The sequence below is a fragment of the Vibrio antiquarius genome (genome assembly GCF_000024825.1).
Lineage (GTDB): Bacteria > Pseudomonadota > Gammaproteobacteria > Enterobacterales > Vibrionaceae > Vibrio > Vibrio diabolicus.
In genome coordinates this window covers 2,216,474-2,242,759 of sequence record NC_013456.1, presented here as the reverse complement: position 1 = coordinate 2,242,759, position 26,286 = coordinate 2,216,474, and the positions used below count along the sequence as shown (strand labels likewise).

The 26,286-nt window shown below is 43.3% G+C and carries 24 protein-coding genes and 1 riboswitch; of the genes, 8 read left to right on the top strand and 16 right to left on the bottom strand.

Features of this window, described 5'->3' with window-relative positions; all coding sequences use genetic code 11:
• Positions 1-55: 55 nt before the first annotated feature.
• The 4 genes from VEA_RS10465 to metA all read right to left on the bottom strand — a co-directional run bounded on the left by VEA_RS10465 (position 56) and on the right by metA (position 5,259).
• The gene (locus tag VEA_RS10465; RefSeq protein ID WP_006741613.1) at positions 56-2,215 is read right to left on the bottom strand and encodes a GGDEF domain-containing phosphodiesterase; all 2,160 of its coding nucleotides are present in this window, start codon (positions 2,213-2,215) and stop codon (positions 56-58) included.
• Entirely contained in the window at positions 2,215-3,144 is a 930-nt protein-coding gene (locus VEA_RS10460; protein ID WP_006741612.1) for a phosphate/phosphite/phosphonate ABC transporter substrate-binding protein, read from the bottom strand. The genes VEA_RS10465 and VEA_RS10460 overlap by 1 nt, the downstream gene beginning before the upstream one ends.
• A 269-nt stretch (positions 3,145-3,413) precedes the next feature.
• Positions 3,414-4,139: a type IV pilus biogenesis/stability protein PilW gene (gene pilW, locus VEA_RS10455; protein WP_006741611.1), complete on the bottom strand. Its 726-nt coding sequence runs from the start codon at positions 4,137-4,139 to the stop codon at positions 3,414-3,416.
• Positions 4,140-4,317: 178 nt separating this feature from the next.
• On the bottom strand, positions 4,318-5,259 hold the full coding sequence (gene metA / locus VEA_RS10450; protein ID WP_006741610.1) for a homoserine O-acetyltransferase MetA: 942 nt from the start codon (positions 5,257-5,259) through the stop codon (positions 4,318-4,320).
• Between the two features lie 340 nt (positions 5,260-5,599).
• Between metA and VEA_RS10445 the strand changes: the two genes are divergently transcribed.
• Positions 5,600-5,986 (top strand): DUF6559 family protein, encoded by a 387-nt coding sequence (locus VEA_RS10445; protein WP_012841885.1) that lies wholly within the window; start codon positions 5,600-5,602, stop codon positions 5,984-5,986.
• 173 nt (positions 5,987-6,159) lie between these two features.
• A complete protein-coding gene (locus tag VEA_RS10440) occupies positions 6,160-6,495 on the top strand; it encodes a DMT family transporter (RefSeq protein WP_065646842.1) in 336 nt (111 codons plus the stop codon).
• A 74-nt stretch (positions 6,496-6,569) separates the two neighbouring features.
• Here the strand turns inward: VEA_RS10440 and VEA_RS10435 are convergent, their stop codons facing one another.
• Positions 6,570-7,997, bottom strand: coding sequence for an APC family permease (locus VEA_RS10435; RefSeq protein WP_006741609.1), 1,428 nt, complete (start codon positions 7,995-7,997; stop codon positions 6,570-6,572).
• 696 nt (positions 7,998-8,693) lie between these two features.
• On the opposite strand from VEA_RS10435, the gene VEA_RS10425 reads away from it, so the two are divergent.
• Entirely contained in the window at positions 8,694-9,644 is a 951-nt protein-coding gene (locus VEA_RS10425) for an LpxL/LpxP family Kdo(2)-lipid IV(A) lauroyl/palmitoleoyl acyltransferase (RefSeq protein ID WP_041853039.1), read from the top strand.
• A gap of 70 nt (positions 9,645-9,714) precedes the next feature.
• Here VEA_RS10425 and VEA_RS10420 read toward each other — a convergent pair whose 3' ends face one another.
• Positions 9,715-11,187 (bottom strand): carboxypeptidase M32, encoded by a 1,473-nt coding sequence (locus VEA_RS10420; RefSeq protein ID WP_012841884.1) that lies wholly within the window; start codon positions 11,185-11,187, stop codon positions 9,715-9,717.
• Between the two features lie 223 nt (positions 11,188-11,410).
• Here VEA_RS10420 and VEA_RS10415 point away from each other — a divergent pair, with 223 nt between their 5' ends.
• Positions 11,411-12,046, top strand: a complete 636-nt coding sequence (locus tag VEA_RS10415) for a LysE family translocator (protein ID WP_005393419.1) — start codon at positions 11,411-11,413, stop codon at positions 12,044-12,046.
• Positions 12,046-12,612, top strand: coding sequence for a hypothetical protein (locus tag VEA_RS10410; RefSeq protein ID WP_005393418.1), 567 nt, complete (start codon positions 12,046-12,048; stop codon positions 12,610-12,612). The genes VEA_RS10415 and VEA_RS10410 overlap by 1 nt, the downstream gene beginning before the upstream one ends.
• A gap of 115 nt (positions 12,613-12,727) precedes the next feature.
• Here the strand turns inward: VEA_RS10410 and VEA_RS10405 are convergent, their stop codons facing one another.
• Entirely contained in the window at positions 12,728-14,104 is a 1,377-nt protein-coding gene (locus tag VEA_RS10405) for an alanine/glycine:cation symporter family protein (protein ID WP_006741605.1), read from the bottom strand.
• Between the two features lie 122 nt (positions 14,105-14,226).
• Positions 14,227-14,326: riboswitch (glycine riboswitch) on the bottom strand.
• A gap of 529 nt (positions 14,327-14,855) precedes the next feature.
• Between VEA_RS10405 and VEA_RS23930 the strand changes: the two genes are divergently transcribed.
• Positions 14,856-15,014 (top strand): hypothetical protein, encoded by a 159-nt coding sequence (locus tag VEA_RS23930; RefSeq protein WP_005377784.1) that lies wholly within the window; start codon positions 14,856-14,858, stop codon positions 15,012-15,014.
• 31 nt (positions 15,015-15,045) lie between these two features.
• Positions 15,046-15,780, top strand: coding sequence for a hypothetical protein (locus VEA_RS10395; RefSeq protein ID WP_012841883.1), 735 nt, complete (start codon positions 15,046-15,048; stop codon positions 15,778-15,780).
• A gap of 91 nt (positions 15,781-15,871) precedes the next feature.
• On the opposite strand, the gene VEA_RS10390 is transcribed toward VEA_RS10395, so the two are convergent.
• Together VEA_RS10390 and VEA_RS10385 are read right to left on the bottom strand one after the other, a co-directional pair.
• Positions 15,872-16,255 (bottom strand): hypothetical protein, encoded by a 384-nt coding sequence (locus tag VEA_RS10390; protein ID WP_012841882.1) that lies wholly within the window; start codon positions 16,253-16,255, stop codon positions 15,872-15,874.
• Between the two features lie 100 nt (positions 16,256-16,355).
• The gene (locus tag VEA_RS10385) at positions 16,356-16,721 is read right to left on the bottom strand and encodes a VOC family protein (RefSeq protein ID WP_012841881.1); all 366 of its coding nucleotides are present in this window, start codon (positions 16,719-16,721) and stop codon (positions 16,356-16,358) included.
• Positions 16,722-16,940: 219 nt separating this feature from the next.
• Between VEA_RS10385 and VEA_RS10380 the strand changes: the two genes are divergently transcribed.
• The gene (locus VEA_RS10380) at positions 16,941-18,197 is read left to right on the top strand and encodes a hypothetical protein (protein ID WP_006741603.1); all 1,257 of its coding nucleotides are present in this window, start codon (positions 16,941-16,943) and stop codon (positions 18,195-18,197) included.
• Positions 18,198-18,310: 113 nt separating this feature from the next.
• On the opposite strand, the gene VEA_RS10375 is transcribed toward VEA_RS10380, so the two are convergent.
• The 7 genes from VEA_RS10375 to VEA_RS10345 form a co-directional block, all read right to left on the bottom strand.
• Positions 18,311-20,260 (bottom strand): LTA synthase family protein, encoded by a 1,950-nt coding sequence (locus VEA_RS10375; RefSeq protein ID WP_006741602.1) that lies wholly within the window; start codon positions 20,258-20,260, stop codon positions 18,311-18,313.
• A 186-nt stretch (positions 20,261-20,446) separates the two neighbouring features.
• Entirely contained in the window at positions 20,447-21,859 is a 1,413-nt protein-coding gene (locus VEA_RS10370) for a sensor histidine kinase (RefSeq protein ID WP_043884574.1), read from the bottom strand.
• Positions 21,849-22,505 carry a response regulator gene (locus VEA_RS10365; protein ID WP_006741600.1) on the bottom strand — a complete coding sequence of 219 codons (657 nt, stop codon included), beginning with the start codon at positions 22,503-22,505 and terminating at the stop codon, positions 21,849-21,851. The genes VEA_RS10370 and VEA_RS10365 overlap by 11 nt, the downstream gene beginning before the upstream one ends.
• A 3-nt stretch (positions 22,506-22,508) precedes the next feature.
• Positions 22,509-23,144, bottom strand: coding sequence for a tetratricopeptide repeat protein (locus tag VEA_RS10360; RefSeq protein WP_006741599.1), 636 nt, complete (start codon positions 23,142-23,144; stop codon positions 22,509-22,511).
• A gap of 14 nt (positions 23,145-23,158) precedes the next feature.
• Positions 23,159-23,953, bottom strand: coding sequence for an SDR family oxidoreductase (locus VEA_RS10355; protein WP_006741598.1), 795 nt, complete (start codon positions 23,951-23,953; stop codon positions 23,159-23,161).
• A gap of 8 nt (positions 23,954-23,961) precedes the next feature.
• On the bottom strand, positions 23,962-24,645 hold the full coding sequence (locus tag VEA_RS10350; RefSeq protein ID WP_006741597.1) for an iron-containing redox enzyme family protein: 684 nt from the start codon (positions 24,643-24,645) through the stop codon (positions 23,962-23,964).
• Positions 24,646-24,670: 25 nt separating this feature from the next.
• Positions 24,671-26,230 (bottom strand): AMP-binding protein, encoded by a 1,560-nt coding sequence (locus VEA_RS10345; RefSeq protein ID WP_006741596.1) that lies wholly within the window; start codon positions 26,228-26,230, stop codon positions 24,671-24,673.
• Between the last annotated feature and the right edge of the window lie 56 nt (positions 26,231-26,286).

Below are 26,286 nucleotides of genomic sequence, written 5' to 3'. Positions count from 1 at the left end.
ACCGATATTGCAGAACGAATCCCCTTTAATTCAATGAACGCGATAAATTATTCAGTTAAGCATAGTTGCTGGCGGTTGAGTCATCTATTGCTTGGCGTTGTTGCTCAAACTCTATGATTTCTTCTGCCGGCACCGGTCTACCCAAGAAAAAGCCTTGAACAACGTCGCAGTGAAGTGATTCCATCCTTGTTAGTTGGGTCTGGGTTTCTATGCCTTCAGCTACCACTCTCATTCTTAGGTTATGAGCCATGGATATAATCGCACGGACTAATGAATCATCTTGTTCATTTTTTTGGATTTGAGCAATAAATGAACGGTCAATTTTAAGCCCATCAAACGACATTTGTTGTAGGTAGGCGAGGGCAGAGTACCCAGTTCCAAAATCATCTAGCCACACTTCTACGCCGTTAGCTTGTAATTTTTTGAGCACGTACTGCGCTTTCTCAATATCATCAATAAACAGAGACTCTGTCACTTCAACATGAATGGTTTTAGGGGGGACTTGATATTGTTGTAAATATTTCGAAAAGAGCTGACTTAAATCTTGGCGGTAGATCTGCCTAGGAGACAAATTTAATGCGATATGAAAATCAGCAGCGAAATGATCCGCCCATTGTGCTCGCTGGCTAATTGCTGTCTCGATGAGGTATTCACCAAGCTCTAAAATTAAGTCACTTTGTTCTGCAATCGGGATAAATAATTCTGGGCTAATATAACCCTTCTCCGGATGATTCCACCTAACCAATGCTTCAACACCAATCAACTGGTAGGTGTTGAGGTCGAACTGGGGTTGATACCAAAGCTCGAACTGAGACAAATCACGTATTGAGCGGCGCAGTTCTTTTTCTATGTATAAGCGCTGCTTCACTGTCTCATCAAACGCGGAATCGTATATCGTCATGATATCTTTACCGCGTCGTTTAGATTCTTGCGCCGCCAGTGAGGAGAGTTGTAAAAGAGACTCTGCGTTTGAGCCAAATTCCGGATACACCGCGACTCCAAGGCTTGCCGTAATTTGAATATCGTTCTCTTCCAAGTTAAAAGGAGAAAGCAATTGGCGATGAATATCGTCCGCTTTTTCTCTAGCGTGGAGGCTGTCTTTGCATGGAAAGACCAGCACAAATTCGTCAGCGCCGACTCGGCTTACGATGGTTGAAAGACGGTAAAGAGGCTGGAAGTAACTCGGCAAACGACCTTGAAGTTCTGAGGCGAGATGACCTAGCAATTTATCTCCGATGCTATGCCCGTAGTTATCGTTAATATGTTTAAAGTCATCCAGATCAATAAAAACAACCGCGAGTGAGGGTGATTTGCGGTTCGTTATTTGCTTTTGGATATCAATGAGCAACTTTTCTCGGTTAGGCAGGGAGGTAAGAATGTCGTGATACGCCATGAACTCCACCCGGCTTGTGTATCGGTTCACTTTGTTGGACATTTTGTTATACGCCGAAATAAGATCACCCACTTCATCTTTACTTTTTATATCAGTGATTGGCAGTGCTTGAGTATTTGACTCTGTAAATTGTTCTTTAAGTTGTTTGAGTGGTTTTATTAATGAGCGACCCAAAGCATACGCGATGGCACTTCCGAGCAGAACGGATATCGCACTGATCGTGAGCAGCAAGTTAAACATCTTTTGCTTATCGTTTGAGGTAAGCGCTTGTACTTGCGCAATGTTTTGTTCTTTCTCTTCTAATAGATGTGCTAGGTTGAGTTCAAGATACACCGCGCCCAGTGTGATATTCGATTGCTGAATCGGTGCAGCAATTTCTAATTGATGTTTAGAAAAAGAAATGAGAATTCTAGACTCTTCTATTGCTTTTAAAATAAAGCGAGAACGGTAATGAGGCTGGGCAAACATACTCAGCTGAGTCGTACCGTCGTGAAAGATTAGCCCTTCATTATCAACAACGTGTATCTTCGAGACATCTGGTTGGCTTAATGTCGCTTTAATTTGCTCGTACGCTTGGCTGATATTATCCGTATAGAGTGGGTCAAAAAGTTGTTTTGATAATAACTCTGCGTAAACCAATCCTTTTTGCTTGACGTAAGACTCTGTTTTTTCTTGTGAGTTCTCGGTGATTTGGCGGGTTAAGTTATTTGAGTACGTATCGTAACCATGCATGTATAGTGCGAGGTTTATCACTACGACAAACAGGACAACAAAAATGGTCGAGCAAATGTATTTAGTTTCGAGTGAGAGTTTGTGGAACATCAATCCACCTTCGGTAACAAGTGAATAGATGTTCGAACGGTATTTAAGGACGCGGACATTTCTGGCGTTAGAGCGGTGATCTTTTTCGTGTTTTGGAACTGTTTAAGTGCTAAAGCACCTTGCTGAGATGCCTCCATACCGAGCAATATTGACGTGATTTTATGTTGCTGATCTTGGCTTAAGGTCGGAGAGGCGAGAATTAAGTCTCTAGGTATTTCTACCGAGCGAGCGAAAATCGTTAGTTTGTCTTTCATGCTTTCTGGAAGATCTTTAGGGTTGCTCCAATTGAAATTGCTGAACGCTCCTGCAGTGGCTCTCTGCTTATACACCCATACTGAAAGGTTGATTTCATTCGATTGAGCCAAGTGCTCGTCAAGGAATAAATATCCAATACTGTCTTTGGCTGGTTTGTCATCGGAGGAGGGGAGGTATTCTAATTTCTCCCCTTGATTAAGCAGTGTAATAGCGGGTAAGTAATAGCTGCTGGTGGATGTACGCTTTTCAAAAACAAGTGTTTTTCCGCGCAGGTCAGAAATCGACTCGATACCACTCTCTTTGTGGGTAAAGAATACCGTATGATATTTTTGTAAACCTTTTTTCCAGCGTATGGCAATGGCTTGGCTACCAGACTCTGCCTCGAGGGTCATTGCATTGAAGGGGGTGGCTGTTGCAATTTGAACGGTGCCATTTTCAAGTGCCACCGCGAGCTGGCGATAATTTTTAAATACTTTTACTGCACCCTTGGTGTATCCGTATTCAGCCAAACCATTGGTCACGTACTGCGTAAAAGGCGTCGACTTTTTGATTTTGCTTTGAGCTTTATTGGAAACAATGCCAAACGTGAATGTTTTTTCAATATTTTCTTGTGCACTGACGACAAAAGGCGAACTCAGCAAAGTGAGTGATAACAGAGTGCAGGCAGGTTTCATCCGGCTTCAACTTCCTTCTGGTGCATGTCAGTAATATTTAGCATTTATCAATGCGCCCCAAATCAATAGTAGAAACAGTATGATGTACAAATTTCGTTTTACTAGCGCACTTTTATAATGTGACTTGGTCACTTATTCCGTTCAAATAGTACCGAATTTGAAGTTTATGTACAGGATGAATGTGTCACCGTGGGTTTTAATTCACTGGATTCTTAGTCAAGTTCAGTAGTGTCTGTGAGCGAGTACACCTTCTTTATCATGATGTCGTGTTAAGAAAATATCTCCAATTGCTTTTGATATTTTTTCTCGAGTGCTTCATTACCTGCTGCACGTTCAAGTTGAATCATGAGCTGTAAAGAGGGTTTCTTAACGCCATACATTTGATTAAATCTCATTAATCGAATTCTGGCTTCAGTGTAATTGCCGCTATCAATTTCTAGCTTGGCTAGCTGCAAAATAGATTTTGGCCTATGAGGGTCATGATCAATAGCTCGGGCGAAGTAGTATTTCGCTTTGTCTTTATCTTGTGACTTCAACGCGCAAAATGCGGCGTTTTCATAACTGGCCGGAATGAGATAGTAATAAGGCTGCTCAATGGCTCGATTAAACATTTGATCGGCTTTCTCGAAGTCACCCCGCTTGCAAAGAAAGGTGCCGTAGTTATTGAGCACGTTACCGTTTTTGGTGTGTTGGCGTAGAGAGCGTTTATACATTTGCTCGGCTTTAGCATCTTCGCCAACCGTTTCATAGTAGTGAGCCATCGATAACTGAGCACGATAGTATTGAGGTGCGTGGGTTAAGGCTTGTTGCAAGTTATCATGCGCGCGAATCATATTGCCGCCTTCTAAATAACCTAGGCCAAGTGCGATACGTGATTCTGCCATTGCTACAGGATCGGCTTTAACGACAGGACTACCATCTTTTTTCACCGTCACGCAGCCCACAAGTGCAAACTGAGAGATTAATAGTAGTGCACCGAGCTTTGTTGTTTTCATTCTTTGTCCCTACATCCCTGAATCTCCCAGCATGATATGAATTACGTAGCAAAAGCCTATTGAGGAAAAAACACTATGCGATCAGGTTTGCAAACTGGTATGAAAAAGCCGCCATATGGCGGCTTGGTTCACATATTACATTTAGGCATCATAAGCGCTTTGTTTGCGAGCTTTGAGGTTAATCGTCTTTAGTAAAAGCGTCTTCACTGAAGTGATCAAGATCATAAGGTGTTTGCTGGTAAACGCAGTAGTTCAGCCAGTTTAAAAAGAGGAGATGTCCATGACTTCTCCAACTGGCAATTGGTGGATTATCAGGATTGTTGTTTGGATAGTAGTTGACGGGAATGGCTGGTTCCATGCCTTCGCTTAAATCGCGGATATATTCGTTATGTAAGGTATGCGAATCGTATTCAGGATGCCCAGTAACAAACACATTTCTCTTGTCTTTTGTTGTAGCTAAATAAACACCTGCAACATCCGATGTGGCTAGGATGTCTAAGTCGGTATGTTCTTCTAAAAAGTGAGGTGAAAAGTCGGCATAGCGTGAATGAGGCGCTAAAAATGTGTCATCAAACCCACGTAACATAGGATGGAATTGATGATGAATCTGGTGATGGTACACGCCTGAAAGTTTCTCTTTACGCGTTTTTTTAGGTAGATCGTAGAGCAACTTCAGTCCTGCTTGTGCTGCCCAGCAGACATAAAGAGTCGATGTCACATGATCTTTTGCCCATTCCATGATGGTTTTTAGGTGGTCCCAATAAATGACATCTTCAAATTGAACCAAACCTAGTGGGGCACCAGTAATGATCATGCCATCGAAATTTTTATCTCTCACCATTTCAAATTGACGATAAAAAGTATCCAAATGTTCGGTTGGCGTATTTTTGCTTGGGCGGTTATCAATGCGTAATAACTCGACATTGACTTGTAATGGGCTGTTTGAGAGTAGACGCAAAAACTGAGTTTCAGTTTCTATTTTTTTGGGCATCAGATTCAGGATCAGCACTCGTAAAGGACGTATTTCCTGACTCGCAGCACGCGTTTCACTCATTACGAAGATGTTCTCTGTCCTTAGCACATCGGTGGCTGGTAATTGATCTGGAATTCTAATTGGCACGACTTTCTCTCCCTAAGCATAGTCAATCTAGACGTCTATACTTCTAAAGCTAACTTAATTAAGTTTAGATGTCGATACGAAATATGACTTTTCAATCTACTCTTTACATTATGGTAAACCGAGCTCGAAGCTGTCACACAATTGTGACTAGAGCGGAGTTTCTGATGAGATATGTTTGAAACGCTGGTCGTACTATTTGCTGGTAATTATGTGATCACGTTAATATGCGAAAGTGACTTCGTTGTAAGGAAGTCTCAGATTAATGAGCCATACTAAAAACAATCAGCTCACCAATATGCATTAAAGTGTGTATTTGGAAACATCGTCAGTGGAGGACATTATGTTCGGTATTTTTAAAAGAAAGACAAAAATTCAGAGCATCGCTCAAGAGGTTCCTAGCGTACTATTGCGCTTGTTTGGCGATAAAGATACTTATACGCCGAAAGAAATTGATCAAGCCCTTCAAGAGCTTGGTCATGATAAGAGCAAGGATCTAAGTCATTATCAGTATGCCTATGGAATGTTTGCCAATGAAGCTTCTTACGAGCAGCTAGGGCTGACGGATGAGTTAGGTAATTATGGTCACTTTCAACGAGAAGTGGGCAAGATGCTACTCAATACACCAGAGCCAATTGATATGCACATCTACTTTGAAATTGCTCGGCAGCACCAAAAAGCAGGCCTGTCGCTTACTCATCAAGAAGTGAGTGAAAGCGATGGCGTGTGAATGTCTCTATATTCAAGTGATCACGCTGTGAATCCTGCATTTTGAAGCTGCTTGAGTAAGAGGTATTCCATCGAGAGATGAGTTGGGTATAATGCGCGACCTAATTATCCGGACGTGTTGTCGGTTACATTTCTGTTGAGCGTTAATGCCTTATGTTCAAAATGCTTGTCTCTATGCCGCCAATGTTGGCGCTGTCGATCGCGATTGTATGTGAAGTGATTGCCACTTCCTATATTCCCAAAACAGAGCAATTTACGAAAATGATGCCGAGTACAGTCGTTCTGATTGGTTACGGCATTGCTTTCTTCTTGCTTTCCGTCACGGTAAAAACGATGCCTGTTGGGGTTGTTTACGCCATATGGAGTGGGGCGGGTATTGTTTTAGTTGCGACGGTTGGCTACTTTGTTTATGGACAGCGGCTAGATTTGCCGGCGCTTGTTGGCATTGGGTTTATCCTCACTGGTGTGATGATTGTTAACCTGTTATCCAAGACTGTAGGACACGGATAACTAACACAACTTGTGATGCCAAATAAAAAGCCGTAGCGAGAAATTGCTGCGGCTTTTTAATGTCAATCCAATAGTTAACTTACTAGTACCTCAAGCATTTTGCTTTGTTGACGATGTTTTCGATTGCGATACATCACGGCGGCGAACGCTGGGAGGCTAAATGTGATAAATCCTAATATCAGTACATATGCACCAGTTTTTGCGCTAATTCCTGCTGGCACGTCAAAAGATACAACAATCGTCACCAAGCAACTCATCAAGCCTAACCCAGCCACTAAACACATTCCTATTTTTCCGCCCGAAACTCGAAATGGGCGCTCAATATCTGCGTGTTTGTAGCGTGAGACCAAAAAGCTAACAAAAATACAGATGTACATCACCATATAGAGCTGAGTCATCAGGATATTCAATAACCACATGCCTTGATTGACGTTAGGAACAAAAATGAAAACCAAAGAGAGCACGCTAACAATCGTGCCTTGCAAGAGCAACAATGAGACGGGGGCTTGGTTGCGGTTTTCTTTGGCGAGCGACATCGGCATGAAACTATCTTTTGCGGCAACATGCAGACTTTTAGTTGGGGCGATTATCCAGTTATTCAGGCTTGCAAGCGTGCCAAAAACAATAGCAAGGGCAATGACAGGCAGCAGGAATGAGAGGTGCAGATCATCAAAAAAAGCTTTGAAGGCAAGTATCACTCCTTCACTCAAACTAGAATGGTCACTTGAGACGACCGAAGAAATAGACAGTGAGCACGCCGTCAGAGAAACCAAGATTAAGATTGTGGAGATCAGCAGAGCTTTGGGATAGGCTTTTTGCGGATTTTCGACTTCGCTTGCATAAGAGGTCGTGATTTCAAGGCCTGTAAGTGACAGAACTACCGCAGTAAAACCAGCTCCGATCCCATCTTGAGAAAGATCCGGTAACCAGTCAGATACGTGGCGAAGCGAGATATGAGACTCACTAGGGTGGGTATACGCCCAGTACCCGCCTAATCCGATAATCAATAGAATCGGAAATATCAAACCTAGGGTGCCGAATACATTTGTAATCAGGGAAGAGAGGCGCAAGCCAAAGATATTAACTAAAGTTAACGCCCAAAAAATTACATTAATCATCACCAACATAAACATGTTGTTTTGCGCCAGGTCTGGGAAAAAAGGGTAGGCCCCCGTTGCAACAATGAATGAAATTAAAGGTGGATAGTAAACAATATTTTCAGCGTATTGATACCACACGGTGGCAAAGCCAAAGTTTGGCCCTAGTGTTTCTTTGCCCCAAAGATATACACCACCTTGCTCTGGATAAGTGGTACTTAGCTCAGCACACACTAGCGCTGTAGGGACAAAAAAACAGAGTCCAGCAAGTAAGAAGAAAGAGATGGCATGGCTACCAAACAAAGCCGCCCCAGGAATGTTCCTTATGCTGTCGACCGAAGTTACGGTGATCATGATGATAGAAAAAACACTCAATTTAACGGCGGATTTAACGATATTGCTCATTCGATACCTTTAATGGATGAGCGCACAACTTCTAGGTTGTAAAAGTAGCGTGCTACAAGTAAGACTCGCGTATTGTAGATTCCTCATAAATAGTGGGTATATAGCGAAAAACGGTATGTATTTATCCGAAAATGAGCTGAAAACAACGCGCTTTATTTCTTTGGGATATAAACGAGTGATATGTCGGATAAATAAACACTTATAGCGGTGAATTAGAACCTTTGGGTAAAGGTTTGACTTTCCTCTAAGGTCAAGGAGTACATTAATGCCATATCGAAATGAAACGATGGAGAAACACAATGGGATGCTGTAACCAAGCGCCAAAAGGTGGCACCGGAAAGTTGTCTTACTTGTTCAGGGTAATGATTATCATGTTTATTGTTATTTTCATGATAGCTGCATTATGGGGTTAAAAAAACACCATTATCTAGCGCATTGAAAACACAAAGTTATGTTTGTCCAAACTTTATGAAAGTGCGGTAGATTAATCACTCCAATCGATGTTAACGTGGTGATTCATCTTTGCTGCTTTTTCATCCCCCTACATATTTCTGCAAAGTTCTTATTGTGTAGTGTGTCGAAGAACCATAGAATCCGCGCGCTTTAATTTATGTTATTAGCGCTATCAATGATAAAAGTGCAGTCCATTATCATTGTTTTTATCACTTATAGATGGGCACATCTGACAATACTCACATGAATAAATACCAAAAGCCTGAATTCAAGGCTGAATTTCTTTTGCCTCGTTACTGGGGAACCTTAATTATCATCAGCGTGATGTACTTACTCAGTCTCCTTCCTTTCAAAGTTCAGTTAGCATTAGGACGTGGCATTGGCCGTTTAGCTATGCGAATCATGAAAAAACGTCAAGTTACGATTAGGCGCAATCTTGAACTTTGCTTTCCTCAGATGGAAGAATGCCAACGCGAAGCAATTTTAAAAGACAATATCGACAATACAGGTATTGCGCTATTTGAGACCGCGATGGCATGGTTTTGGTCTGATAAACGGGTAAACAAACACGTTACGATAAAAGGAATGGAGCACCTCGAGGCTTTAGAAAAATCAGGCAAGGGGGCATTAATGTTGGCCGTACACTCGATGAACTTAGAGTTAGGTGCTCGTGCTTTTGGCATTAAAAAGTCTGGAACTGGTGTTTATCGTCCAAACAACAATCCTTGTTTTGATTACTTTCAATACAAGGGTCGTTCTCGCTCTAATCGTACGCTTATTGATCGCAAGAACGTTAAAGCCATGCTTGAAGCGCTTAGAACGGGTGAGCGGGTCTGGTATGCACCGGATCATGATTATGGAAACCGACGCTCAACGTTTGCGCCATTATTTGCCGTTAAAAATGCTTGCACGACGACAGGTACAAGTCTGCTGGTTGATTCGACAGATTGTGCCATCGTGCCTTTTACGATGGTAAGAGGAAAGGACGGACACTATACCTTGACGATTAGTGCGCCAGTCGACGGTTTCCCGAAAGAAGATCCTCAAGGTGCGGCAGTTTTCGTGAATAAGATAGTTGAAACGTCAATCATGGCAAGTCCGAGCCAATATATGTGGCTTCACCGTCGGTTTAAAACCAGACCTGAAGGCGAGGATTGTTTGTACAAGCCTAGACTTATCCCTAGCTTGGCATAGCATAGAAAGAGCTTAAAAAAGCCCAAGGAACATACGAACCTTGGGCTTTTACGTTCTATTCTTTTTCTATTTACAGGTAGCGGCCTTTTAGGTGCGCTTGGAAGTGCTTAGCATTTAGTGTTTCACCCGTTGCTTCTCTTACGAGATCATCCGTTGTTAATAAGCTGCCTTTACTCCAGATGTTCTTCGACAGCCAATCGAATATCGGCGTCAGATCGCCAGAGCGAATAACCGCGTCCACATCTACTGTTTGCTTCATTGCGGCCATGAACTGGGCTGCGTACATCGCACCGAGAGTGTAAGACGGGAAATATCCAAAACTTCCATCCGTCCAATGAATGTCCTGCATACAACCATTTTTGAAATTCCCTTCCGTTGAGAGCCCCAAATACGCTTTCATTTTTTCGTTCCAGAGCTCTGGTACGTCTGTATGCTTGATGGCACCGTTCATAAGATCACGTTCAATCTCATATCGAAGAATAACGTGGGCAGGGTATGTTAATTCGTCCGCATCTACGCGAATAAAGCCTTTCTCTACTCGAGTGTAGATTTTGGCTAGATTGTCTTTTTCAAATTCATCCCCAGAAAAATGCTTGGAAGCCATGTGAGCAAGGTGGTCGATAAATGCGTTGTTTCGTCCTATTTGCATTTCAAAGAAGAGCGACTGTGACTCATGAATTCCCATAGAGCGGGCTTGACCAGCTGGCGTTCCTGCTAAATTTTTTGGTAGCCCTTGCTCGTATCGGGCATGGCCAGTTTCGTGGACGATCCCCATTAATGATTGGACAAACTCGCTTTCATCATAACGTGTTGTAATACGCACATCTGTTGGCACACCGCCACAAAATGGGTGGACACTTTCATCAAGCCGACCGTGTTCAAAATCGAATTGAAGTAGCTTCATGACTTCCAGTCCCAGCGCTTTTTGTTTTTCCGCAGGGTAGTGCGCAGTTGGCAATAAGATGTTGTCTGATTGCTGTTTTTCAAGCGCTTCGTCTATCAAGGAAGGTAGCCACGTTTTTACGTCAGCAAAAAGCGTGTCTAACGATGCAGACGTTGTGCCTGGTTCATAAATATCTAGCATGGCATCGTAAGGCGTTGTGCCGTTTGCTTCGGCTCTAATTTGCGCTTCTTCTTGCGATAGCTTGACGACTTCTGCCCAGTTCTTTTCAAAGCCAGACCAGTCATTTTCTCCGCGTTGCGTACGCCATGCATGTTCACATTTGGAGCCAGCAAGAGATTGAGCTTGAACTAATGATTCTGGTAGCAAGTTAGCTTGTTGCCATTCACGTTTCATTTCTCGTAGGATGGACTTTTCACTTGCAGATAGCGTCTCTTCTTCTGCCTGAGCGAAAAGCTCGCCCAAGTGTGGCTGAGTCATCAATGAGTGGACGTGTACATCAAGCTCTGCCATAGCATTGGAGCGCGCTTCAGCGCCACCAGATGGCATGACCGCTGCTTGGTCCCAACCTATGATGGCAGAGAGGTGCTCAAAATTTGCCACTTTTTTGGAATGTTCAATGAGTTTTGTAAATGCTTTCATGTGACTACTCTTATTCTTTTGTTCTTTCCCTAAACACCTGATAACGGGTCCTTTACGTCGAGTTGCACGAAACAACCTGCGTTAATTTACTAATAATTAACAATTAATCGTCACTCATTGTCCATAAATTCACTCAGTTGTATAGCTCTCTTAAAAAAGAAGCTTGCGAATCTCGTGGATTGACGGTATTGATGACGGATTAACAATTAATTATCACGATAATATGGATATCTTGAATTTTGAGGCATTTATTATTGCCATCACTATTTTAACGCTAACGCCGGGTTTAGATACGGCCCTTGTTATCCGTAATACCAGTCGCGCGGGTTTAAAAGACGGATGTACAACCAGTTTAGGGATTTGCTTTGGCTTATTTGTGCATGCTTTCTTTTCAGCGGTTGGTATTTCGGCCATTCTGGCGCAATCTGCAGAGTTGTTCCAAATCGTAAAAATGATTGGTGCAGCTTATCTTATTTGGCTTGGTCTGAGCAGTTTAAAAGCCCTGATGTCGTCGAAGAATGGTTTGTCAGTGACTGAGCAGGTTCATGAAGTGTTTAATGGCAAACGCTCTTTTAGAGAGGGCTTTCTTTCTAACGTCTTGAACCCAAAAACGGCAGTTTTTTACTTGGCGTTCTTGCCACAGTTTGTGAATCCAGAAGGTTCTCCTTTGCTTCAATCAATGATGATGGCATCCGTGCACTTTATTATTGCGATGGTTTGGCAGTGTGGTTTGGCTGGCGCACTTAACTCAGCTAAGAGCCTGTTAAAGAATGCAAGCTTTATGAAGTGGATGGAAGGAGCGACGGGCGCTGTCTTAGTCGCACTTGGCGTAAAGTTATTGATTGAAAAGCCCGTGTAATGCGCAATATTTACCACCTTTTGATATTGCTCGTTGTGTTTATTACTGGCGTGGTTGGTGCCATTGTTTGGCAGACATGGCCACAGGTACAGTTTGCGCAACGTGGCATGACCTGGTCTTGGCACTGGGGCTATTTCGAGCCATTTTCCAATGGAATACAACAGACGCGAACTCAAGATACGAAACAGCTATTACTTCGACGTGTGTATATGAATGACGGTATTGTCGTTTTTGTCTCGACAACAATGGACAATAAATTTGAAGTTGATGTTGTAAAAGAGCAAAGCTGCGAACCTAAAACGACAACTTGGGCTTCAGTATCCGTCAACCATCAACGCATGAGACATGTGCCGATGGTTTGTGATGCACTGGGGCAGAGCTACTTTTATCGCTACATCGGGAAGCATCTTGAATCGATTGAAGTTGGGGTTGGAGATTCGTTCGTAACAGAGGCGTTTTCAGACTGGCCTCTATCAGAGCTGAAGTCGGATCAATTCAAGCAAAAAAATGCGAAGTTTTTTCAAGAACGTGGAGAAAAGGTTGAGCATCAATGGTTGAGAGATTAACCGCCTAGCTTAAGATAAAATAAAGCCCGCTGAATACCAGCGGGCTTTATGTTTTTTACCATTTCCAATTTACTTTCAGCGATTGACGGTTCATTACTGAACACTTGTCATGTCACTAAGCTTTTACTGCTTCAATTTCATCAGATTGCGATGCTGAGCTAAAGAACAGCTTGGTTTCTGCCAGCACGACGTGACGCAGTGCGATCAAACCGATTAGGTTAGGAATCGCCATCAGACCATTTACGATATCGGCGAGTAGCCAAATCATGTCTAGATGGAGGAACGCGCCTGATGCCACCAAACCAACGAAAATCAGCTTATAAGGAAGCACCGCTTTTGTACCAAAGAGGAACACAACGCAACGCTCACCGTAGTAGTTCCATCCAAGAATGGTTGTGAATGCAAAAAACATCAAACCAATTGACACCAGCATTGGGCCAAATGTATCCGCATTCAAACCTACCGCAAAGGCATGAGTCGTCATTGCTGCACCAGAAAAGTCGCTTTGCCATGCGCCAGTAAGGATCAAGGCTAGGCCCGTCATGGTACAAATAATGATGGTATCAAAGAAGGTACCTGTCATTGAAATCAGGCCTTGTTTCACACAAGAGTCTGTTTTCGCTGCCGCTGCTGCCATAGGCGCGCTACCCAAACCAGATTCGTTTGAGAATACGCCACGAGCGATACCTGATTGGATCGCCAGCATGATACTTGCACCTAAGAAACCGCCAGTCGCTGCTGTTGATGTAAATGCTGATACCAACACTAATTCAACGGCGTTGAACAATTGGTCTGCATTCATGATGATCACGCTTAAACACGCCAACACGTAAAATACAGCCATGGTAGGAACCACTTTTCCTGCAACGTTAGCAATGGATTTGATGCCACCCAAAGTTACGAAAGCAACCAAAAGAGTCAGTACAAAGGCAGAGAGCTCACGGTCAACACCGAGAGATATCTCACTTGCATCCAGAATCGCGTTTACTTGTGGAAACGTACCAATACCAAAACAAGCAACACCCAAAGCAAACACTGCAAACATGATCGCGAGGGCTTTTGAGCCAACACCGTATTGCAGATAGTACATTGGGCCACCAATCATTTGGCCTTTATCATCTACTCTTCGGTATTTAACCGCTAACAAACATTCGGCGTATTTAGTCGCCATTCCGAAAAGGGCGGCGAGCCACATCCAGAATAGGGCACCTGGTCCACCAAGTTTGATCGCGGTGGCAACACCAACAATGTTACCAGTACCAATCGTTGCTGAGAGCGCAGTACAAAGTGCTGCAAAGCTAGAAACGTCACCTTGTTTATCAGATGACTTATCTTTACTGAATACCATCGCTAGCGCTGTTGGGAGATGTTTAAACTGGATCAAGCCGAGGCTAAAAGTGAAGTAAACACCGGTACCCACTAGCAAAATAAGCAGTGGTGGACCCCAGACAAAATTATCGATGGTTTGTAGTAAAGATTGTAGGTCGTTCATGATTTCCCCTTAATAAAACAACTAATAAGGAGAAGAGGGAAAGGACGAGATCAACGATCTCTAAAAGAACTAAGCTATTGGTTGTAGGCGGGAAGGCCAAGCAAAATAGTTAGGTTGTAACTTTCCACTCCTCTGTCCTTTTGCCTGAGAGTTTCACCTTGCGTGAGTGCAAGACTTGCTCCTTCGGCGACCGATTTAACGGTTCTCTCCAGAGGTTCCTCCAACTACAGTCCCCGCTACCTAGGTAGCACCTGAAATAGTTAATTCTTCGGCGAGTTATGCTAATCAAATGTTAAAATTTGATTAATAACCACTCTCCTGCAGTCTTCATCGGAACAATTACTCAATTAAATGAGTAAAGGTTAGTTAATGATGCTGGTCATCATTAACGTGTGAACTCTATCATGTTTTTGGTCCATTTCAACACCCTATGTCAATTTATTTTCAACGAAATAACCCCACTTATTTTCACGAAGCTATGTTTACCCAAGTTTTTTGTGTGAGTAACTGCAAAAACAAAACTTATTGGGCTAGGGAATAGAACCAAGAACACACTTCAGAACGATAAATGTGTTTCGATTATTACGGCATAAGTTATTCAATTGAGAACACAAATTTGATTAAAATCGAAGCACTTATTTTAAAATCTACGCTAAGTTGACCTTATGGGGCGTATAAATGAGTTACAATAAATCTTTGTGAAACCGTCTATGGACCTAGGCAGTTTTTCATGAGTGGACAAGGAGGCGGTATGACCAGATTATTAGCCATTGCGGTGTTGATTGCAGTAGCATTTGTGCTGTTTCGTTATCGAACCAATGAAAAAGTCCAAAAAGCGACCGTTATAACATTAATTGGCGCCTTTCTGATTTATACAGCATCGATTATGTTTGCGGAATTGATCCGCTAGCAAAGTAAAAGAGTCCTTGGAGTAGTATACGGTGAGTTCTCAGAACAAGATGGAAGAACAAGACGACGTTGTTGTCATTGAAGAGCGTGACAAACGTACTCATATCTATATCGCGATTGCTGCGGTATTAGGCTTGGCATTTGGTGGCCTTGTTGGATCGATTGTCACTGCGAACAAGTGGGAATCGACTTATCATGTGCTAGAAGAAAAATACCAAGCGTTGACGCAAGATAAAACGCAGTTGGTGTCTCAAGTAAAAGTGCGCGAAGAAGCGCTCGACCAAGAAATACAAGATAAAGTCACTGAACTGCTCGTTGCGAAAGATGAAGCGCACGAGAAAGCGCTTAAGAAGTTACAAAAGCAATTGACTGAGGTCGAGAAAGTTAACTTGTCGCTAGAGTCTCAATTGAAACAACAGGCAGATAAGATCAATACGACGAAGTCGGAAAATGAGAAGTTGAGTCGTCAAGCGGATATGCAAGCGACTATCTTTGAACGATCGCGCGAGGTGTTTCAAAAAGAGCTGAAAATTTCGCAAGAATTGGAGTCTCTAGAGAAAGAAAGGGCGAAATTATTGCCTAAGATCGAGAAACTCAAAAAAGAGTGTGATGTATTTTTGGAAGGTAAATCTTGGGACGTGAAATCGGACGCGTGTGATAAACACGATGAAGCCAATTCACGACTAAGTCAGGTCGATCAAATGATTGAAGTTTATAAAATGGATCTCAAGCAAATCAAAGCAATAACTGAAGATATCGGCCTCTAGATCTTTTATACCTGATTTTGGAAAGTAAAAGGAGCTCTTTAAGAGCTCCTTTTTCGTTGCTAGCTTTAAACTCGGGAGCTAGCGTTTATTCTTAGATACGCGAGGCGTCATAGCCTGAAGCAAGCAGCAATTCTCGCTCATGTTTAATCAGTTGGGCGCGATCTTCAATCAGTTCATTGAGAGCTAGTGAGGGCTTGCCTGCTAAAGCCTTGAACGACTCAAAAGATTCCGCGGTGTCGATTTTTTCAATCATCTGACTGATGACATTACGAGCCTCACACGGGTTACTCGTAGTGGTAAAGTATTCCACTTGCTTTGCTGCCGATTTCATCTCTGTCAACAGCTCAAGTGGGCTGCTCTCTTTTGCTACTGCCATGTAGTTATCCAGCACGCGCTTTGCATAAAGCAGTTCTTTGAGGGGGATATCTCTTCCACTCTCGATTAGAGATTCGCTAAGGATCATACTTGAGCTCATGGGCATTCCTTCTTATATACAACGCAGCTTTTGATGTTTCCCTGAGTCTAATTTATTGAAGTCACATTGGGAATGGGTAAAAAGCATTTTTAACGCATTTTTATTCACTAATGAAAACGCGAATGCGATGTTTATCCGGATCGGTAGCCACAAAATTTAAGCCATACACCGAAGTCATTGGTGGTTGAGCAAACTCAACGCCCATGTTTTTCCAACTGTTGTAAACGTGCTCTAACGTATGGCGGTTGCGCACTGCAAATGATAACTCGGTGCCACCACCTTTGATGTCGCTGGAAGGGGAAAGAACATCACTTTGCTTGAGTGTCAGTTTTAAGCCATTTGCGAGTGGCATAGAAGCAAATGTTGGAGACAAAAACGTGACCTCACAATCAAACAGTTTCGAGTAAAAAGCTTGGCTTACTTGGATGTCCTCAACATAGAGAACGAATGAATTGATAGTTAGCATGGTCTGTTTCTCAATTTACTAGAAGTATGAGGTTGAATCTAACGGAAGGCTAAGACAGGTTTTGTCAGTAGACCAAGTTAAAGTACCTTGTTTGAAATAGTGAGAAGTATCACTTTCAATTTTATTGGCTCAGGATCGAGCATATGAACATATCGTTTGCTTTGTATTTGATTCCATTTATCTTCTTGACATTTCCTTGTCAAAAGCAATCCCGTTCATATGTGTAAAACGATTAGTTTACTGTTAATTATTATTTTTTGTGTTACATGTTCATTAAGTATTTCAGCAAAAAATATAGAAAAGAAAGAAAGTCAAATTTTAGCTATCAATGAAATTAATAATAAAGAAAAAATTCGTGATCTTACAGAAATAGAAAGAGTGAGCCTTTCAACTATCTATCTTCTTTACAAAAATGGAGTGATAACGGAGAGTGAAGCAAGCCAAGAGTTTGGACACTTTCTCGAAAATGAAGACAGAAAAAATGCTTTATTGAAACTCGCTCACATTGATGACGCTCAAAAAGAACTGAAGCAAGCCGAAGAAAGCAGTGACTGGGTGAAACTATTTAACTTAGTTAACTTGATGAAACTATGTGGAGTGTTGCTTCTTATCGCTGCTGTTGCTTATTTTATCGCTCAAACCTACGAACTTCTTCAAGATATCGGTAGGGTATTTTGGCGACTTATTTGCACATTACCCGCGATTTGTTACCAGATTCTATTTGTTATCATTGGCTTAACCCTAGCCTTAGTTCCAATGATTATCAGTATCTCAGAAGCGCAATATGTTGTCATTTTTGGTGTGTTGCTCGCTTATGTCGCACTAGTATGGTGGACTATTCATTACGAAGAGCAGTCAGAAATTCTCCTAGAAAAACTCTCTTTGGGTTTACCAATTGGTATGGTTTGGTCTTTTTATCATGCTATTTACTTTGGCTTTTTTGCCATCCGCGAAGAGATCGCATTTTTACAGCTAGTGACATTTGCATGGGTTGTTCTTGGTATTGCAGTGGGAATTTTTAGGTTATTTAACTTTGAAGACAAACCTTACAAAGGAACAAAGTGTTTTTCTTTAGCGTTATCATCGACCATTGTTACTTGCATAATACTATTCTTAAACCAGAGTTCAGATTGGATTACGCCATATTACAAATTTACTTATTATGGGTTAGTGCCATTGCTGTTGTTGTCCTTTTCTATTTCGGGTTTTTATCTACAAAAACCAAGTTGGGTTAAAAAAATTTCAAATATTATGATGTTTTCACTCCTATTTATTAGCGCACCCTTACCAAGTTTTGGTCTGGATAATTTGTACGCTATGATTAATAGTGGTGTATTTGCCTATGGTTTTATCACGATAACAACGATGGTATTTCGGGTCAGTTTTCTGTTTGGCTTGATATCAACAAGCCTCGTTGTTTACGTGTTGGCCTTAGTCATCGAACACAATCCTGAAAAGTTCATGCTCTACATATGACTATGATTTTCTAGATACAAAGTGTGCGTTCCTCCATGTACTCTAAGAGTGAAGAGTCTTACAGAATAAAGAAAAGGAGCCATTTGGCTCCTTTTTAACTGAATCAGCAGATATTAGTTGGTACATTTCGAAGCGTACCAGTTGTTTTGATACGCCTTAGATGCAAACAATGCGTTTGCTTTTGCGCGTTCAATAACGGATTCATCGACTTCTAGCGGTTTCATGGTTTGGCTTTCAAAGTCGTATTCCATGGTCGACACTTTTTCACCAGGAGAAAGCACAACTAGGTTGTCACGCGTTAAATAACCAAAGTTTTTGTCGTATTGCATCATTGCGCGTTCATCTTCGCGAGCCAGTGGTTTCGTTAAGTCACGACCAATCATCGGCGTTTTGGCGTCTACGCCAATAAGAGACAACAGCGTAGGCGGCATATCTATGTTGTTTGCGATACGGTCATCTTTACGTGGTTGAATGTCTTTACCAATGATCAATGCAGGAATGTGGAAGTGCTTAACTGGAACCAAGTTAGCGCCAGACACGCGGGCATCGTGGTCTGCAATGACAATGAAAATAGTATCATCCCAGTAGGATGAGTTTTTCGCTTTGTCAAAGAACGTACCCAAAGCGTAATCTGAATATTTCACCGCGTTGTTACGCGTCATGTGTTCGGAATCGTATGGCTCAATTTTACCTTTCGGATACTCATAAGGACTGTGATTGCTTGACGTAAAAACTAAGCTGAAAAAAGGTTTGTCGCTTTTTGAAAGACGTTCAAACTCTTCGTCTGCTTTGTTGTATAAATCTTCATCACTGACCCCCCAAGAGCCAACAAAGCTTGGGTTATTGTAATCATCTTCTTCGACGATTTGATCAAAACCATTACCGAAGAAGAAGGTTTTCATGTTATCGAAGTTTGCTTCACCGCCATAAATAAATTGCGTGTGATAGCCTTGTGCTTTGAGTAAGTCTGCGATGGTAAAGAAGCCTGTTTGGCTTTTGCTTAGTTTCACCACTGCGCGAGAAGGGGATGGTGGAAAACCCGTGGTTACGGCTTCGATACCACGAACAGAACGAGTACCCGTTGCGTACATTTGCGTGAACTGCCAACCTTCAGCCATGAGTTCATCCAGGTTTGGCGTAAGAGGCAGACCACCCAAAGAACCCACAAATTGCGCTCCTAAGCTCTCTTGTAGCAAGATCACTAAGTTCTTACGTTTACCATGGTAAGTCGCGGGGTTACTGTTCATGGTTGGAAGTAATGTTGGATCAAAGTCGGACTTTTTTGACGAAGCGCGAACGAGATCCAACATCTTTTGATTATCCATCTTGCCGTAGAACTGCTCTGCGCTTTTTTCTGACTTCATGCTGTTGACAGCAAACAGCAGTGAGTAAGATGAGTTTAATGCTAAGTCGTTAAGAAGTGGATCGTTAGAAAATGCCACCATGGCAGGGTTTAGCGGGCGGTGGCCTAAAGACGAGCGTGCGCCTGCAACACCAAGAAGCACAACAAAAATGGCTAATAGTGGGCGCCACTTCCAGTTGATCTGCTGTGCATTGTCGGTCAGTTTTTTGCTCCACTTCCAACCCAAAACTAGAGTTAATGCCGTGCCTAACGCGCCAAAAAACAGCTCTAGCTTATAGCCAGTCCAAAGCATGCCCATGACCTCTTTCGGATAGATAAGGTATTCCACAAACAGACGGTTTGGGCGTAGGTCATATTCTTGAATGAATGGTGCCGTTGCCAGTTCCATGTACACGAGAGTCCAAAGCCCTAAAACCATCCATATGCGCAATATCCATTTCCAGCATTGCCCAATCTTGCCGTTTAATGGCATTAGGGCAGAAAGCAGTGCAGGGAGGATGAATAACCAGCACAGTGTTGCAATGTCTACGCGTAAGCCTTGGCCTAGGATGTAAATTAAGTCGTTGAAAGAGTCAATTCGATCAAGTTGCCAAAAGGCGAGCAAAACGCGTGAGATAGACAAAAATATAAGTGAAAACAAAGAAAAAGCAGCAATTGGCTGCAAAGGCCCCCACACAGAGCCCTTAGATAAGTTTTTCATATTTATTCGAATAGTTTAATTGTTATGTTGTGTTGTTTTTAACAAAGCAAGCGTGAAATAAACGTGAATTATAATGTGGGTTTATGGTCGAGTAGTGTAAGTGTTGGTATGTCTATGTAAGTGTGGAATGAAGCTCATGTTCGGCTAGAACATAAATTAAACAGGTTATGGTCTGTATCGCTTTTGTTAGCACTTTGGGAAAGTGACGACAAACGTATTCCTACTATTTTCTCTGGGAATGAGCTCAAGTGTTGCACGGTGTAGTGCTGTAATGTCTTTGCAAATTGACATCCCTAAACCCGCACCGTCGCCATGTTCGGAATGACCCCGATAAAACTGTTCGAAGATTCTTTCACGAGTTTCTTTCGGGATTTCTGGACCAGTATCGGAAATTAAGACTTTGATTGTATTATTGTTCTCTGTGACGCTGACTTTTATGTCACTGTGCTCGCCGGAGTAACGAATCGCATTATCGACGAGGTTACGAAATAACACCTCTAACAACATTCGATCACCGGATATAGCGATGTTGGAAGATGATAAACTGATGTCTTGCTTATGCTTCAATGCTAACGGTGCCAAATCAGCAACAACGGTTTGCAACAAAGGGGTTAGCTCAACGGTGTCGAATACAAGTTCTGATAAGCTATCTACTTTAGCTAAAGTCAGTAGCTGATGGATAAGGCGGTCAGTGCGTTCAATGCCTTGCAGAATGTTGTGTAAATCTCCTCTCAGTTGCTCCGGATCATTACTTTCAAGTGCATTTTCTACGTTAAGACGAAGGATTGTTAGTGGGGTTTTTAGTTCATGCGCTGCAGCACGTGTAAAGCGTTTCTCTCTTTGCCAGGCTAACTCTAGTTCAGAGAGGAGCGAGTTGAGCGAATCGACAAGTGGTGCGAGTTCAACGGTGTTGTCTTTTACATGAATGCGATCTAATCGGTGTACGTTTCTTTGTGTGATGGCGGTGCGCAGGTCGTTAATCGGTCGGAAATGTTTATCGATCAACCAAAACAGCAAAAGCAACAAAGTTGGTAGTATCAGCAATTGTTCTATTGATGTGGATAGGGCAATTTCGTGGATGATCTCTTTACGTATCTTGTATTTTTCTGCAACCACGACGTATTCATTATCATGTTTTGTTTGTGGCAGTGAAATCTGAAATGTACGCCATTGTGTAGCGTCTTTTACGATATCAGCGTAGCCGTTATTATCAAAGGACGTAGAGAGCGCGTGCAAGGTTTGATCAGAGCTCCAGAGCAGTGTGTTGTCTCGATAGAATTGAAAAACCAAGTTTTGTTCATAAGGGTGGCCGAACTTTGTGACATTGTCGTCGTCAGACTTTGACATTGACTCAATGTTTTCCATCCACTCATTAAATAATTCTCGATGGTTAGCGAGAGTCCTCTCTTCCGTTGAAATTGAGAGCGTCAGCAACATTAATTTTGCGGATTGTCCAAGCCTAGCGTCATAAACTTCTTCGACCTCGTGCTTCGCAGATTGGAAACTGAAATAAAGTGAGATGAGTAAGAGAACACTTACCAACACGCCTACTGATAGAGTTAACTGACGTTTGATCGAGTACGACTTCTTATCTTTCAAGAATGTACCCCACACCGCGAATATTTTTAATGACCACTTTGGGCGCTTTTTTACGCAAATTGTGAATATGAACTTCGATAGCGTTGTCGCTTGAACCTTCATCCCAGCCGTGTAGTGATTGTTGCAATTGCTCCTTACTTTGCACGCGTCCGGCGTTCGTCATCAAGCTGGTGAGGATTTTAAATTCATTGCGTGTGAGTTTAAGCGGCGCGTCATCGTAGCGAATGCTTTGTTCCGATAAGGATAAAGACAACTGTCCAACTTGAATGATTTCCTCTGCACTACCGGATTGACGGCGAATCAACACACGCAAGCGAGCGAGCAACTCTTCGAGTGCAAACGGTTTTCCGAGGTAATCATCTGCGCCGCCATCAAGGCCTTGAACGCGATCGCGAATGTCGTCTCGGGCGGTAAGTATCATCACGGGGAGCTTAAATCCGCCTTTGCGAATATTACGCAGAACTTCCAATCCATCGATATCGGGGAGAGTGAGATCCAATATTACGGCGGTGAACGCTTCTGTTTTGAGTGCGCTAGTCACGCCATAGCCTTTTTCCACCCAATCCACGGTGTACCCATGGCGACTTAATGAAGTCACCATGGATTGACCGAGTAGTTTGTCATCTTCTACGAGTAATAAGCGCATGGATTATTTCAAACTCCCAAGAGTCGCTTCAATTTCCAGTTTTCGACCTTTATCAGCCAAAGGTCGGTCAGGGCGAGGTGACGCCTGCATTGCGCGAGTCAAATACACTTTCGCTTCCTTGTCTCGACCTTCTTCTGCAAGGAAGTCTCCATAAAAATAGTTCGGATCGATGCCTTTTGGATTGATCTCTAACGCTTTTTTCAACATTTCTTCGGCTTTATCGTCATCACCAAAGCCAATTGGCCAGCCCGGAACTTTGTAATACAGAGAACCTAAACTGGTGTATGCAGATCCATCAAGCGCTTGCGGTGACGTTGCGATTACCCCTTCGAGTAAAGATTTGGCTTCTTTGGCGAGTGATAGTGCACCCAAGCCACCTTGAGCACCAGCCAGCGATGCTTTATTGATTGCCAGCCAAACAGTGAGTTCGGGATTGCCCGGTTCTCTGTCGAGATAAATACTGGTTTTGGCAATCGCGCGATGGAAGCATTGTTCCTTTTCGTCACCGTCAGGCGTGCTGTACTGACATTCCGCCCATTTCTTTTGAACCTGTTGCAGTGGAGCATTACCTGCCAACGCAGCGGTCGAAGCTAACGTTGAACAAATCGTCAAAGCGCAAAGTAGTTGTTTGGTATTCATCGTCCATGTCCTCTTCAGTGACTGACTCGGTTTACGTATTGATGAATGGTTTCTTGCTGCTTACGAATCGCAGAAGAAACCACGCTTGGAAGCAGTTGATTGATGCGCGCAAAAAGCTTTTCTGGCCAACCAATCCATTTCGCGGAAATTTCTTTTTCCAACATGGTGACAACGTGATCGGCTACAACTTGCGGTGAGTCCGTTTTATTACCCAGTTGTCGATTCATTTCATTGACGGCATCACTATTGAGTGAGGTTTCTGTCGCCCTTGGTGCCAAATACAGCGCACGGATTCCGGTTGCGAACAGCTCTCTGTCGAGCGATTCGGTAAAGCGGTGCAACCCCGCTTTTGCCGCGCAATAGGACGTATAGCCTGGGTAGCCAATTGAGCCGAATGTGGAACCTATATTGAGAATCACCCCAGGCTGCTTTAACCACGTCAACGCCGACTGGCACAGCAGCATCGGCGCAACGAGATTGAGTTGGATTTCGTCTGCAATCTGCGTTGGTCGTTTGTGGCTTAACAACGAGAAATCGTTGCTGCCCGCATTGTTAATTAGTGCGTCCACTTTTTGATGTTGGCGCGCTCGATCTTTAATCGCTGTTAATCCTTCTGATGAGGTGATGTCTGCAACGACTAGGTTATGGCGCTCTGGATTCGACAGTTCACGCTGTAGTGTTTGCAAGCTCTCTTCGTTTCGCCCAACAAGAATGAGGCTGGCACCGCGTTTTGCTAACTCTTGCGCGATGGCTTGCCCAATTCCGCCCGTTGCGCCTGTCAGGAGAATGGTGCTGTTGTTAATGATCATGCTTCACCTCACGCCGCTTGTTGGGTTGAGAAAGAAGGCAAAGAACGCAGCATTTGTCCGTACAATGCGAACACCATTTTTGCGGAGTCGATGATGACTTGTTGATCTTCCACTTTGGTGATTTTGTTCATCAGTGATTCAAAAAATTGCAGATGATCTTGGTCTAACACGCTGTGTGAAACTAGGTAAGTCATTGCAGAAGGCGGTAGGCTTAGCGTTGACTGGATTTTTTCAGCCATTTGGCCACCAATGCCGACGCTGGTGCCTTCTAATACCCACACCATGCCAAACAGCGCGAGTGGGTTGTGGCGGTCAATGTTGTGGTAAAGGTAGGAAACCATCAGTTCAATCGGTGCACCTACTTGACCTACATCTTTGTTATTGCGCACTGCTTCGGCATCGCCGCCGCACGCTTTGATGTCATTTAAAATCCATTCTTGATGGCCTTTCTCTTCCTCGATGTACTCGGCAATGGCATCTCGTACCCATTCGTATTCGCCAGATAGTCGGCCTCCACACGCCATCAGCAAGGGAACAGTGTGCTTAACGTGATGGTAAGCTTGGGTTAGAAATGCGATATACATATCTTTGGAAATGTTGCCTTGTTGAACGTCTGCGATGACTGGCGCAGTTAACATTGCTTGTTGAGCAGCGGCAGTGCTTTGTTTGAGTTGTTCGAAAAATAAAGTCATAACCTTCTCCTTAAGAAGCCGTTAACTAAGATGCAGTTTGGAAAGACGTAATGTGTTGCTGGAAGGGCAAATCGATGCGTTGGATCTTTTGCGCTTGCAGCGTTAATTCAGGCGTTGTGCTCGCTAATAACTGAGCCACATCATGTTCGATTTGATTTCGTTTGAGCTTGCCGTTATCCGTGTACCAACCAGAGATGGTTCGGGGGTTGTCAAACAGCAATAAGGTTCGGATTTGAGCGTAATCGGGTAGGGTTCGGTTTAATGCATGAACCTTTGCTTCGACGTCTTCGCTATTGGCAATGACAGCGCATAATGTTTGTTGGTTATCGCCCGTAACGATTAGTGGCGTCATCGGCAAAAACGCCAACGCTTCTGATTCAATCCATTCCGGTGAGACATTTCTGCCGTATGCGGTGACGATAAGGTTCTTCTTGCGTCCTGAGAGAGTGACAAAACCTTGCGCGTCAATTTGGGCTAAGTCGCCAGTTGCTAACCATTCTTGAGTAAACGGCTCATTCAAATAACCAAGAGCAACGTTGCCTTTGACGAGCAGTTCACCATCTTCCGCGATACGAATCTGAGTGTGCGGAAGCGGTTTGCCACACGTTCCTGCTTTAAATGTGGCTGGTGTATTCAAACAAACGACGGAGCCACATTCAGACAAGCCATAACCTTCAAACGCAGGGATGTTCAGCGCATGCGCGGTGTTAATCAGTTGCGACGACACTCTTGCGCCGCCAACGGCAACAAATTTTAGAGAATCTACAAGAGAGGGCTGTTGTTTCGCGATGGGAATGAGCGCAAGCAATAAAGCCGGTGTTAGTACTAAGCTTTCTGGTTTGATGGTCGCTAATGCTTGTGCAAACAAACCCGGTTCGAATTGGCTTGAACCGAGTAAGCCGGTTTGTTCTCCGGGTAAAATATATGACGTCACGCCCAACATGAGTGGAACATAAACGCCTGTTATGTTCTCGAGAAGCGTCGATAACGGAAGCAGCACTAAGTGCGAGTGCGCCGCGCTGTTTACTGCGTCGGCGAGCGATTTCGCCACCAAACACAAATGATCATTGCTTAAACACACACCTTTAGGCTGACCAGTCGAGCCAGACGTAAATGTGATTTTTCCGGTTTCTGGTAGATAAGCTACCTGTGTATCTTCATCTCCCAACTGGTTACGACGCAGCAAAGGCAAATTGGTAATGGAAAACGGATGGTCTTGCTGATTAAAGCTTTGCTTAGGGTTAGAAGCCAACCATGCTTGCCAATCGCCGACTAAAGCATCGACGCGTGATTGCTCTAACGTATGTTCAACCTGTGCATCAGAGAAAAAAGTCGGAATAGGTACGACGACTATGTCTGCCGCCATCGCCGCCAAATCAACAATGGCCCAATTGATGCTGTTTTCTGCGCGTAGCGCGAGTGCTTTGATGTTCTGTGCAATAAGCTCGGCGGCAACGAGTTCGATCTTGTTTAACAATTCAGAGTAAGTCAGTTCAACGGTTTGATTCGCTTCGTAGCCGACAAGTGCTACTCGATCTGGTGTCGTTTTTGCCCATTTTGTAATGGCATCGAGGAGAATATTCATACGTCACCTATATTCTGGAGTGGTGTTTAACCAAGTTGTTCTGGCTGTGTTTGCGG